General features: G+C 69.8%; 18 protein-coding genes. 12 read left to right on the top strand and 6 right to left on the bottom strand.

What is annotated here, in order from left to right; translation table 11 throughout:
• Positions 1-158 precede the first annotated feature (158 nt).
• Entirely contained in the window at positions 159-1658 is a 1500-nt protein-coding gene (locus ACPCHZ_RS18435) for an RNA polymerase sigma factor (RefSeq protein ID WP_423486033.1), read from the top strand.
• On the opposite strand, the gene ACPCHZ_RS18430 is transcribed toward ACPCHZ_RS18435, so the two are convergent.
• Positions 1655-2026, bottom strand: coding sequence for a hypothetical protein (locus ACPCHZ_RS18430; RefSeq protein ID WP_423486032.1), 372 nt, complete (start codon positions 2024-2026; stop codon positions 1655-1657). The two genes, ACPCHZ_RS18435 and ACPCHZ_RS18430, sit on opposite strands and share 4 nt — an antisense overlap.
• 228 nt (positions 2027-2254) lie before the next feature.
• Here ACPCHZ_RS18430 and ACPCHZ_RS18425 point away from each other — a divergent pair, with 228 nt between their 5' ends.
• Positions 2255-2860, top strand: coding sequence for a LuxR C-terminal-related transcriptional regulator (locus ACPCHZ_RS18425; protein WP_423486031.1), 606 nt, complete (start codon positions 2255-2257; stop codon positions 2858-2860).
• On the opposite strand, the gene ACPCHZ_RS18420 is transcribed toward ACPCHZ_RS18425, so the two are convergent.
• Positions 2833-4722, bottom strand: coding sequence for a BTAD domain-containing putative transcriptional regulator (locus tag ACPCHZ_RS18420; protein ID WP_423486030.1), 1890 nt, complete (start codon positions 4720-4722; stop codon positions 2833-2835). The two genes, ACPCHZ_RS18425 and ACPCHZ_RS18420, sit on opposite strands and share 28 nt — an antisense overlap.
• Positions 4723-4804: 82 nt before the next feature.
• Here ACPCHZ_RS18420 and ACPCHZ_RS18415 point away from each other — a divergent pair, with 82 nt between their 5' ends.
• Both ACPCHZ_RS18415 and ACPCHZ_RS18410 read left to right on the top strand, forming a co-directional pair.
• The gene (locus ACPCHZ_RS18415; RefSeq protein WP_423486029.1) at positions 4805-5899 is read left to right on the top strand and encodes a methyltransferase; all 1095 of its coding nucleotides are present in this window, start codon (positions 4805-4807) and stop codon (positions 5897-5899) included.
• A complete protein-coding gene (locus tag ACPCHZ_RS18410; RefSeq protein ID WP_423486028.1) occupies positions 5896-6303 on the top strand; it encodes a Rid family hydrolase in 408 nt (135 codons plus the stop codon). The genes ACPCHZ_RS18415 and ACPCHZ_RS18410 overlap by 4 nt, the downstream gene beginning before the upstream one ends.
• Here the strand turns inward: ACPCHZ_RS18410 and ACPCHZ_RS18405 are convergent.
• Positions 6252-6641, bottom strand: a complete 390-nt coding sequence (locus ACPCHZ_RS18405; RefSeq protein WP_423486027.1) for a DUF952 domain-containing protein — start codon at positions 6639-6641, stop codon at positions 6252-6254. The genes ACPCHZ_RS18410 and ACPCHZ_RS18405 overlap by 52 nt on opposite strands.
• Before the next feature lie 155 nt (positions 6642-6796).
• Here ACPCHZ_RS18405 and ACPCHZ_RS18400 point away from each other — a divergent pair, with 155 nt between their 5' ends.
• Positions 6797-6988, top strand: coding sequence for a DUF7455 domain-containing protein (locus ACPCHZ_RS18400; RefSeq protein WP_264015306.1), 192 nt, complete (start codon positions 6797-6799; stop codon positions 6986-6988).
• 63 nt (positions 6989-7051) lie between these two features.
• Entirely contained in the window at positions 7052-8062 is a 1011-nt protein-coding gene (locus ACPCHZ_RS18395) for a YihY/virulence factor BrkB family protein (RefSeq protein WP_423486026.1), read from the top strand.
• On the opposite strand, the gene ACPCHZ_RS18390 is transcribed toward ACPCHZ_RS18395, so the two are convergent.
• Positions 8059-8295, bottom strand: coding sequence for a DUF3039 domain-containing protein (locus tag ACPCHZ_RS18390; RefSeq protein WP_269896162.1), 237 nt, complete (start codon positions 8293-8295; stop codon positions 8059-8061). The two genes, ACPCHZ_RS18395 and ACPCHZ_RS18390, sit on opposite strands and share 4 nt — an antisense overlap.
• A 77-nt stretch (positions 8296-8372) precedes the next feature.
• Here ACPCHZ_RS18390 and ACPCHZ_RS18385 point away from each other — a divergent pair, with 77 nt between their 5' ends.
• The 3 genes from ACPCHZ_RS18385 (at position 8373) to ACPCHZ_RS18375 (ending at position 10738) form a co-directional block, all read left to right on the top strand.
• Positions 8373-8774: a DUF3099 domain-containing protein gene (locus tag ACPCHZ_RS18385; protein WP_423486025.1), complete on the top strand. Its 402-nt coding sequence runs from the start codon at positions 8373-8375 to the stop codon at positions 8772-8774.
• Positions 8775-8892: 118 nt separating this feature from the next.
• Complete coding sequence (locus ACPCHZ_RS18380) at positions 8893-9882, top strand: sigma-70 family RNA polymerase sigma factor (protein WP_364979196.1); 990 nt, start codon at positions 8893-8895, stop codon at positions 9880-9882.
• Positions 9883-10045: 163 nt separating this feature from the next.
• Positions 10046-10738: an iron dependent repressor, metal binding and dimerization domain protein gene (locus tag ACPCHZ_RS18375; RefSeq protein ID WP_423486024.1), complete on the top strand. Its 693-nt coding sequence runs from the start codon at positions 10046-10048 to the stop codon at positions 10736-10738.
• A gap of 3 nt (positions 10739-10741) precedes the next feature.
• Here ACPCHZ_RS18375 and ACPCHZ_RS18370 read toward each other — a convergent pair whose 3' ends face one another.
• Complete coding sequence (locus ACPCHZ_RS18370; protein ID WP_423486023.1) at positions 10742-11788, bottom strand: DUF4192 domain-containing protein; 1047 nt, start codon at positions 11786-11788, stop codon at positions 10742-10744.
• Between the two features lie 178 nt (positions 11789-11966).
• On the opposite strand from ACPCHZ_RS18370, the gene sthA reads away from it, so the two are divergent.
• Complete coding sequence (gene sthA / locus ACPCHZ_RS18365; protein ID WP_423486104.1) at positions 11967-13373, top strand: Si-specific NAD(P)(+) transhydrogenase; 1407 nt, start codon at positions 11967-11969, stop codon at positions 13371-13373.
• 4 nt (positions 13374-13377) lie between these two features.
• On the opposite strand, the gene ACPCHZ_RS18360 is transcribed toward sthA, so the two are convergent.
• The gene (locus ACPCHZ_RS18360; protein WP_423486022.1) at positions 13378-14178 is read right to left on the bottom strand and encodes a trypsin-like serine peptidase; all 801 of its coding nucleotides are present in this window, start codon (positions 14176-14178) and stop codon (positions 13378-13380) included.
• A 242-nt stretch (positions 14179-14420) separates the two neighbouring features.
• Between ACPCHZ_RS18360 and ACPCHZ_RS18355 the strand changes: the two genes are divergently transcribed.
• Positions 14421-15449: a proteasome assembly chaperone family protein gene (locus tag ACPCHZ_RS18355; protein ID WP_423486021.1), complete on the top strand. Its 1029-nt coding sequence runs from the start codon at positions 14421-14423 to the stop codon at positions 15447-15449.
• 18 nt (positions 15450-15467) lie between these two features.
• Complete coding sequence (locus ACPCHZ_RS18350) at positions 15468-16490, top strand: alpha/beta fold hydrolase (protein WP_364979184.1); 1023 nt, start codon at positions 15468-15470, stop codon at positions 16488-16490.
• The last annotated feature ends 32 nt before the right edge of the window (positions 16491-16522 follow it).

Below are 16522 nucleotides of genomic sequence, written 5' to 3'. Positions count from 1 at the left end.
CGGCGTTACCACACACTGTCGTTACAATGGTCGAGGCGGCCGCCTACCGAATAGCGGCGGGTAATCCCCAGTAGATACAACGCCGCATTCGACATAGCAGACGCTTTCGGTGGCGCACGCCTGCGCAGACCGAAGTACGCACGACCGAAAGGGTGTACGTGGCAGCGACCAAGGCAAGCCCGGCAACCGACGAGCCGGTGAAGCGCACCGCCACCAAGACTCCCGCCAAGAGAGCCGCCCCGGCGAAGACCGCCAACGGGTCGGCGCCCGCCAAGCGCGCCGCCAAGGCTCCCGCCCGCGCGGCCAAGGCCGAGAACGGTGCGGCGCCCAAGGCCCGCGCAGGCGCCAAGCCTGCCAAGGCCGCCGCCAAGGGACCCGCCAAGACCCGCGCGAAGAAGTCGACCGCACCCGAGGCCGGTGCCGGCGAGGAGAGCCTCGTCGAGGACACCGACCTCGAGACGACCGACGACGTCGAGGCCGAACCCGGCGAGGACCTCGAGGCGATCGACGAGCCCGAAATCGACCTCGACGATCTGGACACCGACGACGAGGAACCCGCGGCAGGGGCCGAGGCGGCGAAGACCCCCGCTGTGGCCGCGAAGGTCGAGACGGCGGCCCCGGTCGAAGAGGAAGAGATCGCCGAGCCGTCCGAGAAGGACAAGGCGTCCGGCGACTTCGTCTGGGACGAAGAGGAATCCGAGGCGCTGCGGCAGGCCCGTAAGGACGCCGAGCTCACTGCCTCCGCCGACTCGGTACGCGCGTACCTCAAGCAGATCGGCAAGGTCGCGCTGCTCAACGCGGAGGAGGAGGTCGAGCTCGCCAAGCGCATCGAGGCCGGCCTGTTCGCCACGCAGAAGCTGACCGAGCTCGCCGACAAGGGCGAGAAGCTGCCGGTGCAGCAGCGCCGCGACATGCAGTGGATCTGCCGGGACGGCGACCGCGCCAAGAACCACCTGCTCGAGGCGAACCTGCGCCTGGTGGTCTCGCTGGCCAAGCGCTACACCGGCCGCGGGATGGCGTTCCTGGACCTCATCCAGGAGGGCAACCTCGGCCTGATCCGCGCGGTGGAGAAGTTCGACTACACCAAGGGCTACAAGTTCTCGACCTACGCCACGTGGTGGATCCGGCAGGCCATCACCAGGGCGATGGCCGACCAGGCCCGCACCATCCGCATCCCGGTGCACATGGTGGAGGTCATCAACAAGCTCGGCCGCATCCAGCGCGAGCTGCTCCAGGACCTGGGCCGCGAGCCCACGCCCGAAGAGCTGGCCAAGGAAATGGACATCACGCCGGAGAAGGTGCTGGAGATCCAGCAGTACGCGCGTGAGCCGATCTCGCTGGACCAGACCATCGGCGACGAGGGCGACTCGCAGCTCGGCGACTTCATCGAGGACTCCGAGGCCGTCGTCGCCGTCGACGCGGTGAGCTTCACCCTGCTGCAGGATCAGCTGCAGTCGGTGCTGGAGACGCTCTCCGAGCGCGAGGCGGGCGTCGTCCGGCTGCGCTTCGGGCTCACCGACGGCCAGCCGCGCACCCTCGACGAGATCGGCCAGGTGTACGGCGTGACCCGCGAGCGGATCCGCCAGATCGAGAGCAAGACGATGTCGAAGTTGCGCCACCCGAGCCGCTCTCAGGTGTTGCGCGACTACCTCGACTAGTCGACGGTCTCACCGGTGGGTACCGGCGGGCCGGGATTCCTGGGTGCGCCGTTCTCGACCAGGACCTGATCCGGTATGACGATTCCCCCCGGCCTGCGGATCGGCGAGTTCGCGGCCAGCGGAGCGACGCACGTGCTGGTCGCCGCGTTCCAGTCACCGCCGGACCGGTAGCAGCACCACTGCACGTGCTCGATGTACTCCTCGACGCTGTTGCTCGGCGGCTGATTTCGTTCGCAGCTGTCGAAGTCCCCGATGTCCCACTCGCGGGGTTCGGCGCCCGCGGTCGGGATGACCGCCAGTAGCGCGATTGCCGCTGCGCCGATGACCGGCGAAACCCAGCGGTGTGCTCTGCGACCTGTGACGCTCATATCGGCTCCTGAGATGTTCGGTTGTGTTGTATCCCTGTCGTTACCGATGGTCGCGATGTCCGGACGTCTCCGGAATCGACGACGAGCCACATTCCGCTCGCCATCGGTGAGGATTTGCTATCCGCGGGGTGAGGGTGATGTGTTGAGCGGCCCGTCGGCGGCGTTGAGCCGTTGTTGAGGCCCGTGCGGACACTTCCTTCCATACGACCGACCGGGAGGAAGTCCGCAATGTCGCGACCACTGAGCACCTACGTGTACGCCGATGATCCGATTCTCGAGGCCGGCGTCGTCAGCCAACTGCGCCCCAGGGCCGAGGTCGAGGTGGTCGGCTCCGCCGGCCTGCACGGCGCCGACGTCGCGATCGCCGTGGCCGACGTGCTGGACGACGCAACCGTGAGGATTCTTCGCTCACTGCGCAAAGCCGGTGTGCGCCATACCCTTCTGGTGTTGGGCGCCGTCGATCACGAGACCGTGACGACAGCGGCCGAGGCCGGCGTGAGCGGCGTGCTGCGACGCACACAAGCGACATCCGACGTCCTCGTGCGCACCGTGGGTGACGTCGCCGCGGGCCGTCGCGTCCTGCCCCGCGACCTGCTCGACCGGACGGGCGGGACCCCGCGGCGGACGGGCACGCCGCACCTCGACAAGCTGTCGCAGCGCGAGGCCGACGTGCTGCGCCTGGTCGCCGAGGGCCTCGACACCGACGAGATCGCCCGCACGCTGTGCTACAGCCAGCGCACGGTGAAGAACGTGCTGCACGGCGTCACCACCCGGCTGCAGCTACGCAACCGGTCGCACGCCGTCGCCTACGCGGTGCGCGAGGGCCTCATCTGACCCGCCGTCCGACTCCGGCGCACGAGCGTCGGCACCCCGAGTTCGGCGCGGATCCGGGCGTGTTCGCGGCGCACGCACTCGGCCGACCCCTCGTCCCCGAGCTCGGCGTGCAGGTCGGCCAGCACCAGCCATGCGGTGTCCTGCTCGGCTTCGAGCTGTACCGAACGCTCGGCGGCGGCCAGCGCCTGGTCGTGCTCGCCGAGCGCCAGGTGGTCGGCCGCCAGCGCCGCGGCCACCGCGGCCGCCTTGTGCCGCAATCGATCCCGCTCGACCTCGATGTGCGGCATGCCGGTCAGCTCGGGTAGCAGGTCGCCGGTGTACTGGTCGAGGGCCGCCCGGCGGGCCGCCGTGCGGCCGGCGACGTCACCACGCGCCGCCAGCATGCCCGCCCTCGCGACGGCGTCGGCGAACGCCCCGACGTCGACCGCCGCGGACGCAGGCAGGCACAGCCGATAGGACTCGCCGCGCCTGTCGATTCTCACGCCATGGTCGACGAGTACGCGGCGCACGCTGGACACCGCCACCTGCAGCCGGTGCGTGGCGACCGGATGCGACACCCCGGGCCACAGCAGGTCCTCGAGGTACTCGCAGTGGTGGTCGCGGCCGGGCGCCATGGCCAGTATCTGCAGCACTCGGCGCGCCTGCGGCCGCAGAGCGCCCAGTGCGACGGCCCGCCCGCCCGCCTCGATCCCGAACTCGCCGAAGCACCGGATCAGCACGGCCGGCGTTGCCACTCCGCCGAATTCGCCCGGCTCGACAGTTCTCGTCAATCGTGACACGTGCACCCCTTCGCCGGCCTTGGCGTAGGCCGCCATCGCGGAACGCGGTTCGGCGAACCGCTCGAGCACCTGCGCGCAGCGCCGGTACCACTGCCGCGCCTCGGTTACGCCGTACTCCTCGACGAGGGCCAGTTCGAGATGGGTGCGCAACACCTCGTGATAGCGGAAGTGCCTGCCGCCGTCGTCGGTCGACGTGAACAGTTGCGCCGCTTCGAGCTCGGCGAGGATGCGGTGACTGCCGGTCACGCCGAGCAGTGCGTCGCAGAGCTCACCGGACATTCGCTCCAACGGCGCTGTGCGGAGCAGGAATTCGCGACGGTCCGCGGGCAGCTGACCGATGACGTCGCGATCCAGGTAGGACCGGACGAATCGGCACCGCCCACCGAGATGCGCGACGGCACGGTGCCGGTCGGCGGCGCTGCGCTGCGCGGTGGCCAGTTGGAACAGCCACAGCGCGGCCGCCCATCCGCCGGTGCAGCGCGCCAGTGCGGTGGCGGCGTCGTGCGGCAGTGGGGCGCCGTACACCGCGGCGAACAACTCCTCGATCTCCGGTGTGCGGAATCGCAGGTCGTCGCAGCCGATCTCGCCGAGCGACCCGGACACCCGCAGCCGCGGGACGTTGACACCGGGGGTGCGCCGCGACGCGCAGACGACCCGCAGCCGGCGGGGCCGCAATGCCAGGAACCGCTCCAGTGCCCGTTCGGCCGCCGTACCGGCGATCGTGTGCACGTCGTCGAGGAACAGCACCGCACCAGGACCGGTCCACCGGTCGAGAGCCGCGAGCAGTCCGGCCACCGAGGTCACGTCGTCGACCGCCACCAACCCGCCGAGCGCACCGGCCAGATGGGCGACGAACCGGTCCTCGCAGGTGTCGTCCTCGGTGACGCCGTACCACCCCACGGGCACCTGCGCCGCGGCGGCCAGATGTGACAGCAGGGTCGTCTTCCCGCAGCCGGCGGGCGCCACCACCATCGTGGTAGCGGCCGGTGCCGTCAGCCGGTCGCGGACAAGGCCTGCCGGCTCGGGTGCGCGCAACTTCTCCCGCAACACCGTGCATGTCGTCGTATCCGTCGGGCACCCCACGGGCGCAGCGTATGACCGGCTCATGCGGGGGGTTCGAGTAGTCGACTACTCGACTTGCGCACTGCCGGTAAAGTTCGGCCACGTGCCCGAGAAGTCTTTCAAAGCCCCGCCGGCACGACTGATCGCCGCAGTCGACAAGGTCCGCGCCGGCCTGCAGAAGCTGCACCGGTCCACCGTGCCGGGCAACATCGCGATGCTCGAACTGGCCACCGGCGCGTGGACGACGGCGGCGCTCTACACGGCGGCGAAGCTCGGCATCCCCGATCAGCTGGCGAGTGGACCCGCCCACGCGAACGACGTCGCCAAGAGGATCGGCGCCCACCCCGAGTCCGTGTACCGGCTGATGCGGGCGCTCGCAGGCAAGGGTGTGTTGACGCAGCGCCGCGACGGCCGGTTCGCACTGACCCGCGTCGGGGACGCCCTGCGCTCGGACTCCGACGGCACGCTGCGCGACATGGTGCTGTTCATCGGGCATCCGCTGCGCTGGGAGGACTGGGGCAACCTGGAGCACTCCGTGCGCACCGGACAGACGGCCACCGAGATGCTGCGCGGTAAGCCCGTGTGGGACTTCCTCGCCGAGAACCCGGAGTTCGCCGAGGTGTTCAACCGGGCGATGACGGCTACCAGCGGGCTGACCGACGAGGCCGCGCTGAGTTGCTATGACTTCGCCGGCTCGAAGCTGGTGGTCGACGTGGGCGGCGGGCACGGCGCACTGCTGTCGACGATCCTGCGCAGTGCGCCCGACGCGAAGGGCGTGCTGTTCGACCAGCCCTCCGTGGTGGAGAACGCAGGCCCGACACTCGCGGCCGCCGGCGTCGCCGACCGCACCACGACGGCCGGCGGTTCGTTCATGGAGTCGGTGCCCGACGGCGGCGACGTCTACGTGATGAAGAACATCATCCACGACTGGTACGACGACGACGCGGTGCGCATCCTGCGGACCATCCGCACCTCGATCGCCGACGGCGGCAAGCTGCTCCTGCTGGAGATGGTGTTGCCGGAACGGCCGTCGTCGTTCATCGGCCTGATGCTCGACCTCGAGATGCTCGTCACGGCCGGAGGCAAGGAACGCACCAGGGCCGAGTACGCGAACCTACTTGCCCGCTCCGGCTTCCGCCTGCAGCGGGTGATCGACACCGTGACCCCGCTGTCGATCATCGAAGCGGTACCGGTGTGACATCCGACCGCATCGCGGTCGGTTCGGGTTCGGAGTACGAGGACGCGGTCGGCTATTCGCGGGCCGTGCGGGTCGGCCCGATGGTCGCGGTGGCGGGCACCACCGGCGCCGGCGCCGGCGCCGCGGCGCAGACCAGGGACGCGCTGCGGCGGATCGCCGCGGCACTGGCCGAGGTGGACGCGACGCTGTCCGACGTGGTGCGGACCCGGATGTACGTCACCGACATCTCGTGCTGGCGCGAGGTCGGCGCCGTGCACGCCGAGGTGTTCGGTGACATCCGCCCGGTCACCACGATGATCGAGGTGTCGGCGCTCATCGCGCCGGAACTCCTCGTCGAGGTGGAGGCCGACGCCTACGTCGGCTCCCCGGCCGGCGGGAACACCCCGTCGTCGCCAGGCAGATAGGGCGTGACCTGCAGCACCGCCGCCACCGGCAGCGGTCCGTACAGGTGCGGGAACAGCATGCCGTCGGGATCGGTGGGCACGCCCGGCTCCCATCGCACCTCCGCCGACAGCCTCGCGGGGTCGATGTGCAGCAGCACCAGGTCGGTGCGCCCGGCGTAGAGCCGGTTGGCCGGCAGGTGCACCTGGCCCGGTGCGGACAGGTGCACGAAGCCCACCGCGTCGAGCGACGCGGGGCGGTGTTCGCCGCGATCCTGCGCGACCTGCCACTCCACGGCCGCGCAGAGGTGCACCAGCAAAGGCGTCCGCGCGGGTGGTATCGGCGGTGATTCTGGGTACATACGACTAGCCTGCCCTCCTGGCAACACGGGGTGACGTGAGACACGACACACCGGTGAACCCCCGGGGAACAAGGCCGGAACCGAATACGTCTGACACAGTAGAGATACGCGGTAGGGCATGATCCCGCACCGCGCCGGCTAGAAACGGAGGAGCCATGACCGCAACTCTGACCAGTCCCGAACTCACCCGGGCTGATCGCTGCGATCGCTGCGGTGCCGCCGCCCGGGTGCGCGCGAAGCTGCCTTCGGGTTCCGAGCTGCTGTTCTGTCAGCACCATGCCAACGAGCACGAGGCCAAGTTGGTCGAGCTCGCCGCGATCATCGAAGTGAGCCCGTCGGACTCGTAGGGCCACTTCGGCGAGCACCGCTTATGGGCAGTAGCGCATTTCTTCGGTAATGCTGGTCTGGTCATGACTGACCAGCCGGCTCCGATCCCCCCGTCGCGTCATCACATCTGGCGAACCACTCGACGCACTCTGTCGAAGAGTTGGGACGACTCGATCTTCTCGGAGTCGGCCCAGGCGGCGTTCTGGTGCGCGCTGTCCCTGCCGCCGCTGCTGCTCGGGATGCTCGGCAGCCTGGCCTACATCGCTCCGCTGTTCGGCGCGGAGACGCTGCCCGCCATCCAGGACCAGATCATCAACACGGCGAACAGCTTCTTCTCGCGCAACGTCGTCAACGAGATCATCGAGCCGACGGTGCGCGACATCGTCCAGGGCGCCCGCGGCGAGGTGGTCTCGGTGGGGTTCGTCATCTCGCTGTGGGCCGGCTCGTCGGCGGTGTCGGCGTTCGTCGACTCGATCGTCGAGGCGCACGACCAGACGCCGCTGCGACACCCGGTGCGCCAACGGTTCTACGCGCTGGGCCTCTACGTGGTGGCGCTGGTGCTGGCGATCGCGACCGCACCGCTGCTGGCGCTCGGCCCGCAGAAGATCGCGCAGTACATCCCCGACAGCTGGGACCACGTGCTGCGCTACGGGTATTGGCCGCTGTTGTTCCTGAGCCTGATGATCGCGGTGAACCTGCTCTACCGGGTGTCGCTGCCTAAACCGCTGCCGTCGCACCGCCTGCTGCTCGGGGCGGCACTGGCCACGGTGGTGTTCCTGATCGCGACGCTGGGCCTGCGGGTGTACCTGACGTACATCACCAGCACCGGCTACACCTACGGTGCGCTCGCCACCCCGATCGCGTTCCTGTTGTTCGCGTTCTTCCTCGGCTTCGCGATCATGATCGGCGCCGAACTCAACGCCGCCATCCAGGAGGAGTGGCCGGCGCCGGTGACCCATGCCCACCGGCTCCGCGGCTGGCTGGGCGAGAAGGCCGAGTCGATGAACTCCACGGCGACGGTCGCCGTGGGGAAGCCCGCGAGCACTCCGGCGGCCGCCGATCCGAGCGTGGCCGCACCGCGACCGGCGGACTAGGTCTTGAGCTGCTCGAAGATTCGCTTGCAGTCCGGGCAGACCGGGGAACCGGGCTTGGCGCTGCGGGTGACCGGGAACACCTCGCCGCACAGGGCGACGACATGGGTGCCCATGACGGCGCTTTCGGCGATCCTGTCCTTCTTCACGTAGTGGAAGAACTTCGGCCGGTCACTGTCGGTGCCGTCGTCGACCTGTTCGTCGGTCTCGGTGCGCTCGATGGTGTCGGTCTGCATGTGACCATTGTGCCTGGCAATGGATCGGTAAGAAATCCCACGAGCGCAGCGGGACCTGGCTGTGCCAGAGTGGAAGTATGAAACACGGCCAGGAGCTGGGTTTCGACGACGAGGGTCGGCCCGTGCTGATCACCCGCGCCGCACCGGCCTACGAAGACCAACATCGCGCCCGCGTGCGCAAGTACCTCTCGCTGATGGCGTTCCGGATCCCGGCGCTGATCCTCGCGGCGGTCGCCTACGACATCTGGGAGAACGGCCTGGTGTCGCTGGCCATCATCCTGGTGTCGGTGCCGTTGCCGTGGATGGCCGTCCTCATCGCCAACGACCGCCCACCGCGCCGCGCGGAGGAACCCCGCCGCTACGCGCACGGGCGGCGCATCCCGCTGTTCCCGACGGCCGAGCGGCCCGCGCTCGAATACCGGCCGCCCTCGGCGCCGCAACCGGATTCCGCGGAGTCCGAATACGACGTCCCGCGCTGAGCTCCCGACGCTCGTTTTCCTCAGGACATTCTCAGGTCGTCACCGAAAAACCCCTGATCAAAACGTGTGAAGCGGCGGCGGGGCGGGAACTACTAGCGGCACTTGGGCGTTAAAGCTCATGACAGTTCTAGCCGAGCAGGAGGCCGTCATGGCAAATGCCACCTTTAGCCGCATCGAGAGCGATCTGGACGCTCAGAGCCCAGCCGCCGACCTCGTGCGCGTGTACCTCAACGGCATCGGCAAGACTGCGCTGCTGAATGCCGCGGACGAGGTGGAGTTGGCCAAGCGCATCGAGGCCGGGCTGTACGCACGGCATCTGCTCGACACCAGGAAGCGTCTCGGCGAGGCGCGCAAGCGCGACCTGGCCGCGGTGGTCCGCGACGGCGAGGCGGCCCGCAGGCACCTGCTGGAGGCCAACCTGCGACTGGTGGTGTCGCTGGCCAAGCGCTACACCGGGCGCGGCATGCCGCTGCTGGACCTGATCCAGGAGGGCAACCTCGGTCTGATCCGCGCGATGGAGAAGTTCGACTACGCCAAGGGATTCAAGTTCTCGACGTACGCCACCTGGTGGATCCGGCAGGCCATCACCCGCGGCATGGCCGACCAGAGCCGCACCATCCGGCTGCCCGTCCACCTCGTCGAGCAGGTCAACAAGCTGGCCCGGATCAAGCGTGAGATGCACCAGAACCTCGGTCGCGAGGCCACCGACGAGGAACTGGCCGAGGAATCGGGCATCCCCGCCGAGAAGATCGCCGACCTGCTCGAGCACAGCCGCGATCCGGTGAGCCTGGACATGCCCGTCGGCAGCGACGAGGAGGCGCCGCTCGGCGACTTCATCGAGGACGCCGAGGCGATGTCGGCGGAGAACGCGGTGATCTCCGAACTCCTGCACACCGACATCCGGCACGTGCTCGCCACGCTCGACGAGCGTGAGCAGCAGGTGATCCGGCTGCGGTTCGGGCTCGACGACGGCCAGCCCCGCACGCTCGACCAGATCGGCAAGCTGTTCGGTCTGTCGCGCGAGCGGGTCCGCCAGATCGAGCGCGAGGTGATGTCCAAGCTGCGCAACGGCGAGCGGGCCGACCGGCTGCGCTCCTACGCCAGCTAGGTCGCCGGCCGGGGCCACCGGCCGAGATTTCGACATACAGCGACGGGTCCGCCGGCAATCGGCGGACCCGTCGCTGCCGCCTGCGGCGCGTGTCGGCGCGATGATGCACCGCTGCGCAGGCCCTGGGAACGGTAGACTTTCGCAGGACGGAGGGCTGCGCGCAATGAATGATCTGGTCGACACCACCGAGATGTATCTGCGGACGATCTACGACCTCGAGGAAGAGGGCGTGGTGCCCCTGCGCGCCCGAATCGCCGAGCGGCTCGATCAGAGCGGACCGACGGTCAGCCAGACCGTCTCGCGGATGGAGCGTGACGGCCTGCTCCAGGTGGCCGGTGACCGCCATCTCGAGCTCACCGACAAGGGCCGCCAGTTGGCTGTCGCCGTGATGCGGAAGCACCGGCTCGCCGAGCGGCTCCTGGTCGACGTCATCGGCCTGCCGTGGGAGGAAGTGCACGCCGAGGCCTGTCGCTGGGAACACGTGATGAGCGAGGACGTCGAACGCCGGCTCATCCAGGTGCTCGACAACCCGACCACCTCGCCGTTCGGCAACCCGATCCCCGGCCTCTCGGAACTCGGACTGGCCGGCTTCCCCGGCGCCGACCAGGTGAGCCTGGTCCGGCTGACCGAACTGCCTGCCGGCATGCCGGTCGCGGTCGTGGTGCGCCAGCTCACCGAGCACGTCCAGGGCGACGCCGACCTGATCGCCCGCCTCAAGGACGCCGGCGTGGTGCCCAACGCCCGCGTCACCGTCGAGGCCACCGACCACGGCGGCGTCAACATCGTGATCCCGGGCCACGAGCAGGTCGAGCTGCCCCACCACATGGCGCACGCCGTCAAGGTCGAGAAGGTCTGACGCTCAACCGCTGCGGCGGCGTACCCCGGTGCGCGGCGGCAGCCGCACTCCCAGCCGGTCGGCCATCCGGTACCCGGTGAGCGCGAGTTCACGGATCTGATCGGGCCGCATCCCCGATCGCAGCGCCTGGTCGAGCATGCCGGCCATCCGGTGCCGGGGGTCGAGGCGCAGCGCGGCCTCGAGGGCCACACCGGCCAGCGGACCGTCTCCCCTGGCGTAGGCGGAGAAGGCCAGCAGCACCAGCGCCTCGTTCCGCCACGGCGGCGGCAGTGTCCGCGACAGCAGCACCCACAGCGCCTCCGCCAGATCCGCGTCCTGTCCGATCGCCAACGCGTACAACGTGTCCCGCACCGACGGGTCGGTCAGGGCGCAGGCCATCGCGGCCATCTGCGTGTCGTCGGGCCGCCGGCCGTCGCCCAGCCGGCGCGCGGCGGCGATGGTGTCCTCGATCTCGCTGCGCAACACCGCATCCGGACGGGGCGCGCGGCGGTCCTGCGCGCGGCTGCGGATCATCTCGATCAGCTCCTCGCTGCGGGCCGGCTCCGGGTCGAGCACCGCCTCGAGTTCGGCACGGCTGCGGTACAGCCGCCGGCCGTCCAGCACCGCGGCGGCCGCGAGCGGTGACGCGGACGGGTCGTCGACCGGCCCGCCGGCGCGGCCGTCCACCGAGTGCCAGCGTCCGCCGGCGGCGACCCGGTCCACCACATGCGCGTCGAGCAGGTCGATGCCGTGCTCGGCCAGGGCCGCGTCGAGACGGTCGACGAGCTCGCGATGGGCGTCGTTGCACGGCTCGCAGTCGGCGCCGCATTCGTCGACGATCACGGCGACCACCGCGTCCGGCGCCGCCGCGGCCGCGACCCTCGCCAGGTCGTCGATCGATGCGGCGAGTCCGTCGGACAGGTCGACCCGCAGTACCCCGCCGAGGTCGCCGTGGTGCACGGTGACGAGGACCAGGGACTGCTCGGGCACGAAGCCCAGGACGGCGGGTACGGCGGCGATCAGCCTGCCGGGATGGTTGAGCCGGTAACCGAACTGCTGCGATGAGGTCATGGCCGCAACGCTCGTCGGCGGCACCGTCGAAAGCGGCCGCGCACCGGCCCGTTCGGGGCGACCTGGGGATGAACCGGCGACTGTGGACAGACCTGGCCCGCCGGGTGTTCACGAAGTCTTCGGTGTCGTCGGCATGCGAGAACGTCACAACCGGCGTACACCTTTTGCCATGGGTTCGATGCTGGAGTACGACCTCGTCGTCATCGGTTCAGGTCCGGGCGGGCAGAAGGCCGCCATCGCGGCCGCCAAGCTCGGCAAGTCGGTCGCCGTCATCGAACGCGGCCGGATGCTGGGCGGGGTCTGCGTCAACACCGGCACCATCCCGTCGAAGACGCTGCGCGAGGCTGTCGTGTACCTCACCGGGATGAGCCAGCGCGAGCTGTACGGGGCCAGCTACCGGGTGAAGCAGAAGATCACCCCGGCGGACCTGCTGGCGCGCACCAGCCACGTGATCGGCAAGGAGCAGGACGTGGTGCGCAGCCAGCTGATGCGCAACCGGATCGACCTGATCGAGGGGCACGGCCGGTTCATCGACCCGCACACGCTGCTGGTCGAGGAGCAGACACGCGGCGAGAACACCAAGGTCAGCGGTGAGTACATCGTGATCGCGACCGGCACCAAGCCGGCCCGGCCCGCCGGTGTCGAGTTCGACGAAGACCGGGTGCTCGACTCCGACGGCATCCTGGACCTGAAGTCGCTGCCCACCTCGATGGTGGTGGTCGGCGCGGGCGTCATCGGCATCGAATACGCATCGATGTTCGCCGCGCTCGGCACCAAGGTCACCGTGGTGGAGAAGCGCGACTCGATGCTCGACTTCTGCGACCCGGAGATCGTCGAGGCGCTGAAGTTCCACCTGCGCGACCTGGCCGTCACCTTCCGCTTCGGCGAGGAGGTGACCGCCGTCGACGTCGGCGCCGCAGGCACGGTGACGACGCTGGCCAGCGGCAAGCAGATCCCGGCCGAGACGGTCATGTACTCGGCGGGCAGGCAGGGCCAGACCGAACACCTCGACACGGCGATGGCCGGCATCGAGGCCGACAACCGCGGCCGCATCTTCGTCGACAGCAATTTCCAGACCGTGGTGGACCACATCTACGCGGTCGGCGACGTGATCGGCTTCCCGGCGCTGGCCGCCACGTCGATGGACCAGGGCCGGCTGGCCGCGTACCACGCCTTCGGCGAACCGGCCAAGGGGATGACCGACCTGCAGCCGATCGGCATCTACTCCATCCCGGAGGTCTCCTATGTGGGTGCCACCGAGGTGGAGCTCACCAAGAAGTCGATTCCGTACGAGGTCGGGGTGTCCCGGTATCGCGAGTTGGCCCGCGGTCAGATCGCAGGTGACTCCTACGGCATGCTCAAGCTGCTGGTGTCGACCGACGACCTGAAGATCCTGGGCGCTCACATCTTCGGCACCAGTGCCACCGAGATGGTGCACATCGGACAGGCCGTGATGGGATGCGGCGGCACTGTGGAATACCTGGTCGACGCCGTCTTCAACTATCCGACCTTCTCCGAGGCCTACAAGGTGGCCGCGCTGGACGTGATGAACAAGCTGCGGGCACTCAATCAGTTCCGGCGCTGAGCGCTCAGCAGCCGTCGTCGTCGGCCGCAGGCGCCGCGTCGGCAGGTCCGCCGGCCTCCGCGCGGGCCAGCAGTCGTTCGATGTGGGCGTCGAACGGCGGCGAATACGACAGATCCTCGTCGCAGCCGCCGCCGTCGAGACCGCCGACCAGTCCGGTGACCACCGCGCCGGCGACCCACGGCGCGCCGCTCACCCCGGCGACCAGGCCCTCGCACGGCACGGCAGGGAAGCCGTCCGCCGCGACCGCCGTCGACGCCCGGCAGCCGATCGGGCCGCCCCCGATGCCCATCTGATAGCCGGTCACCGTCACCGGCGTGCCCGGCCGCGGGGCGGCGCCCAGCGCCAGTCCCCCGCCCGCCTGCTGCGCGGGAGTGTCGCCGGCGTCCCGGCTGACCCGCGCGATCGCGTAGTCGGCCAGCGGATCCTGCCCGTCGATCCAGCGCGGATCGAGGTACACCGCGTCGAGGTGCCACGGTTCCTGGCCCTGCGCGGCGGCGTCGAAGCCGGGGACAAACGTCGCGTCCAGGCCGTCGACCAGGCAGTGCGCGGCGGTCAGGATCAGGTCGCCGCGCGCCGAATCCAGCACCGAGGCGGTGCAGGTGTGGACGGGACCGTCACCGACGAAGACGGCGCCGACCCGGGGATCGGCCGACACCGGCCGGGCGACCCCGGCGGACACGCCCTGCGCCTCGGCGGGCTTCTGCACGGCCGGGGACGGCCTGGTACAGCCGACGAGGACGACGGCAGGCAGCACCGCCAGGGCTGCGGTCTTCCGCAGGGCGGCCGCGACCGTGGACCCACGCATGGACCGATGGTGCCCGACGACGCTGGCAATCCGCCGCGTGCCGGTGATTCGGCGCGACCCGATGGGGGCATCCCCAGCGGAATGCGGCCCCGGGGGGCCGTGTTCGAACCATGTGCGGGCCCTAACGACACGCAGGCCCGCACGCAGCGCAGGTTCGGGCCACGAGTGGACGAGTGGGTCCACCACGGCGTACCGGCCGCGATGGGCGACACTAGTGGTCCCGGCACGAGGAGGATGTTGAGATGGCTGACGAGACGGGTGGCGTTGCCGACACCCCAGAGCAGTACTACCAGCCCGAGTCCACCGGCATGTACGAGCTGGAGTTCCCGGCGCCGCAGCTGTCGTCGGCCGACGGCCGCGGGCCCGTGCTGATCCACGCGCTCGAGGGTTTCTCCGATGCCGGTCACGCGATCAAGCTGGCCGCCCAGCACCTGAAGAACACCCTCGACACCGAGCTGGTGGCGTCGTTCGCCATCGACGAGCTGCTCGACTACCGCTCGCGGCGGCCGCTGATGACGTTCAAGACCGACCACTTCACCCACTACGAGGAGCCGGAGCTCAACCTCTACGCGCTGCACGACACGGCGGGCACGCCGTTCCTGCTGCTCGCCGGGATGGAGCCCGACCTGCGGTGGGAGCGCTTCATCACCGCGGTGCGGCTACTGGCCGAACACCTCGGCGTGCGGCGCGTCATCGGGCTGGGCACCATTCCGATGGCGGTGCCGCACACCCGGCCGGTCAGCCTGACCGCGCACGCCACCGACAAGGAGCTGATCGCCGACCACACGCCGTGGGTGGGCGAGGTGCAGGTGCCGGGCAGCGTGTCCAACCTGCTGGAGTTCCGGATGGCCCAGCACGGTCACGAAGCGGTGGGATTCACCGTGCACGTGCCGCATTACCTGGCGCAGACCGCCTACCCGCAGGCCGCGGAGGCACTGCTGGCCGAGGTCGCCAGGAGCGCGTCGCTGCAGATCCCGCTGGCCGCACTGGGCGAGGCGGGCGCCGAGGTGTTCGAGAAGATCAACGAGCAGGTCGAGGCCAGCGCGGAGGTCGCTCAGGTGGTGACGGCGCTGGAGCGACAGTACGATGCGTTCGTCACGGCACAGGAGAACCGGTCGCTGCTGGCGCACGACGAAGAACTGCCCAGCGGTGACGAGCTCGGCGCGGAATTCGAGCGGTTCCTCGCCCAGCAGTCCGGCGAGAAGTTCAAGGAAGACAAGTACAAAGACGGCTACGGTGACGGTTTCGGCGAGGGCGACGACCGGCAGTAGCCCCGCACCGGAGGCCGCATGTCACCACGCAAGCCCGATCTTCGCCCGGTGCGGCAGCTGACGCCGTCGCTGGAGTACCGCACCATCCACGGCTACCGGCGGGCGTTCCGCATCGCCGGATCCGGCCCGGCGATCCTGCTGATCCACGGCATCGGTGACAACTCCACCACCTGGAGCACGGTGCAGACGGCGTTGGCGCAGCGGTTCACCGTCATCGCCCCCGACCTGCTCGGCCACGGGAAGTCCGACAAGCCCCGGGCGGACTACTCGGTGGCCGCCTATGCCAACGGCATGCGCGACCTGCTGAGCGTGCTGGACATCGACCAGGTGACGGTCGTCGGCCACTCGCTGGGCGGTGGCGTCGCGATGCAGTTCGCCTATCAGTTCCCGCAGCTGGTGGAGCGTCTCATCCTGGTCGGCGCAGGCGGGGTGACCGGTGACGTGAACGTGGCGCTGCGGATCGCGTCGCTGCCGCTGGCCAGCGAGGCGCTGGCACTGCTCCGCCTGCCGCTGGTGCTGCCCGCATTGCAGGCCGCGGGCCGCATCGCCGGAACCGCACTCGGTTCCACCCGCGTCGGCCGCGATCTGCCGGAGATGCTGCGGATCCTGGCCGACCTGCCCGAGCCGACGGCGTCTTCGGCGTTCGCCCGGACGCTGCGCGCCGTCGTCGACTGGCGCGGCCAGGTGGTCACCATGCTGGATCGTTGTTACCTCACTGAATCCGTGCCGGTGCAGCTCATCTGGGGTTCGCACGACTCGGTCATCCCGGTCGGCCATGCCGCGATGGCGCACGCCGCGATGCCGGGTTCGCGCCTCGAGGTGTTCGACAAGGCCGGCCACTTCCCGTTCCACGACGAGCCGGAGCGGTTCGTCGAGGTGGTCGAGCAGTTCATCGACGCCACCGAGCCAGCCGTCTACGACCAGGACCTGCTGCGCACACTGCTGCGCAACGGGCTGCGCGAGGGCGCGCTGACCGGGTCGGTCGGCACCCAGGTGGCGGTGCTCGACGCGATGGGCGCCGACGAGCGCAGCGCCACCTGACAACCGGCCAACCGGGCGGGGCGAGCACGTAG

Origin of the sequence: Mycobacterium sp. NPDC050041 (genome assembly GCF_049541695.1) — a bacterium.
Taxonomy (GTDB): domain Bacteria; phylum Actinomycetota; class Actinomycetes; order Mycobacteriales; family Mycobacteriaceae; genus Mycobacterium.
The sequence above is the reverse complement of the archived record's forward strand: the minus strand, read 5'-3'. Positions and strand labels throughout refer to the sequence as shown.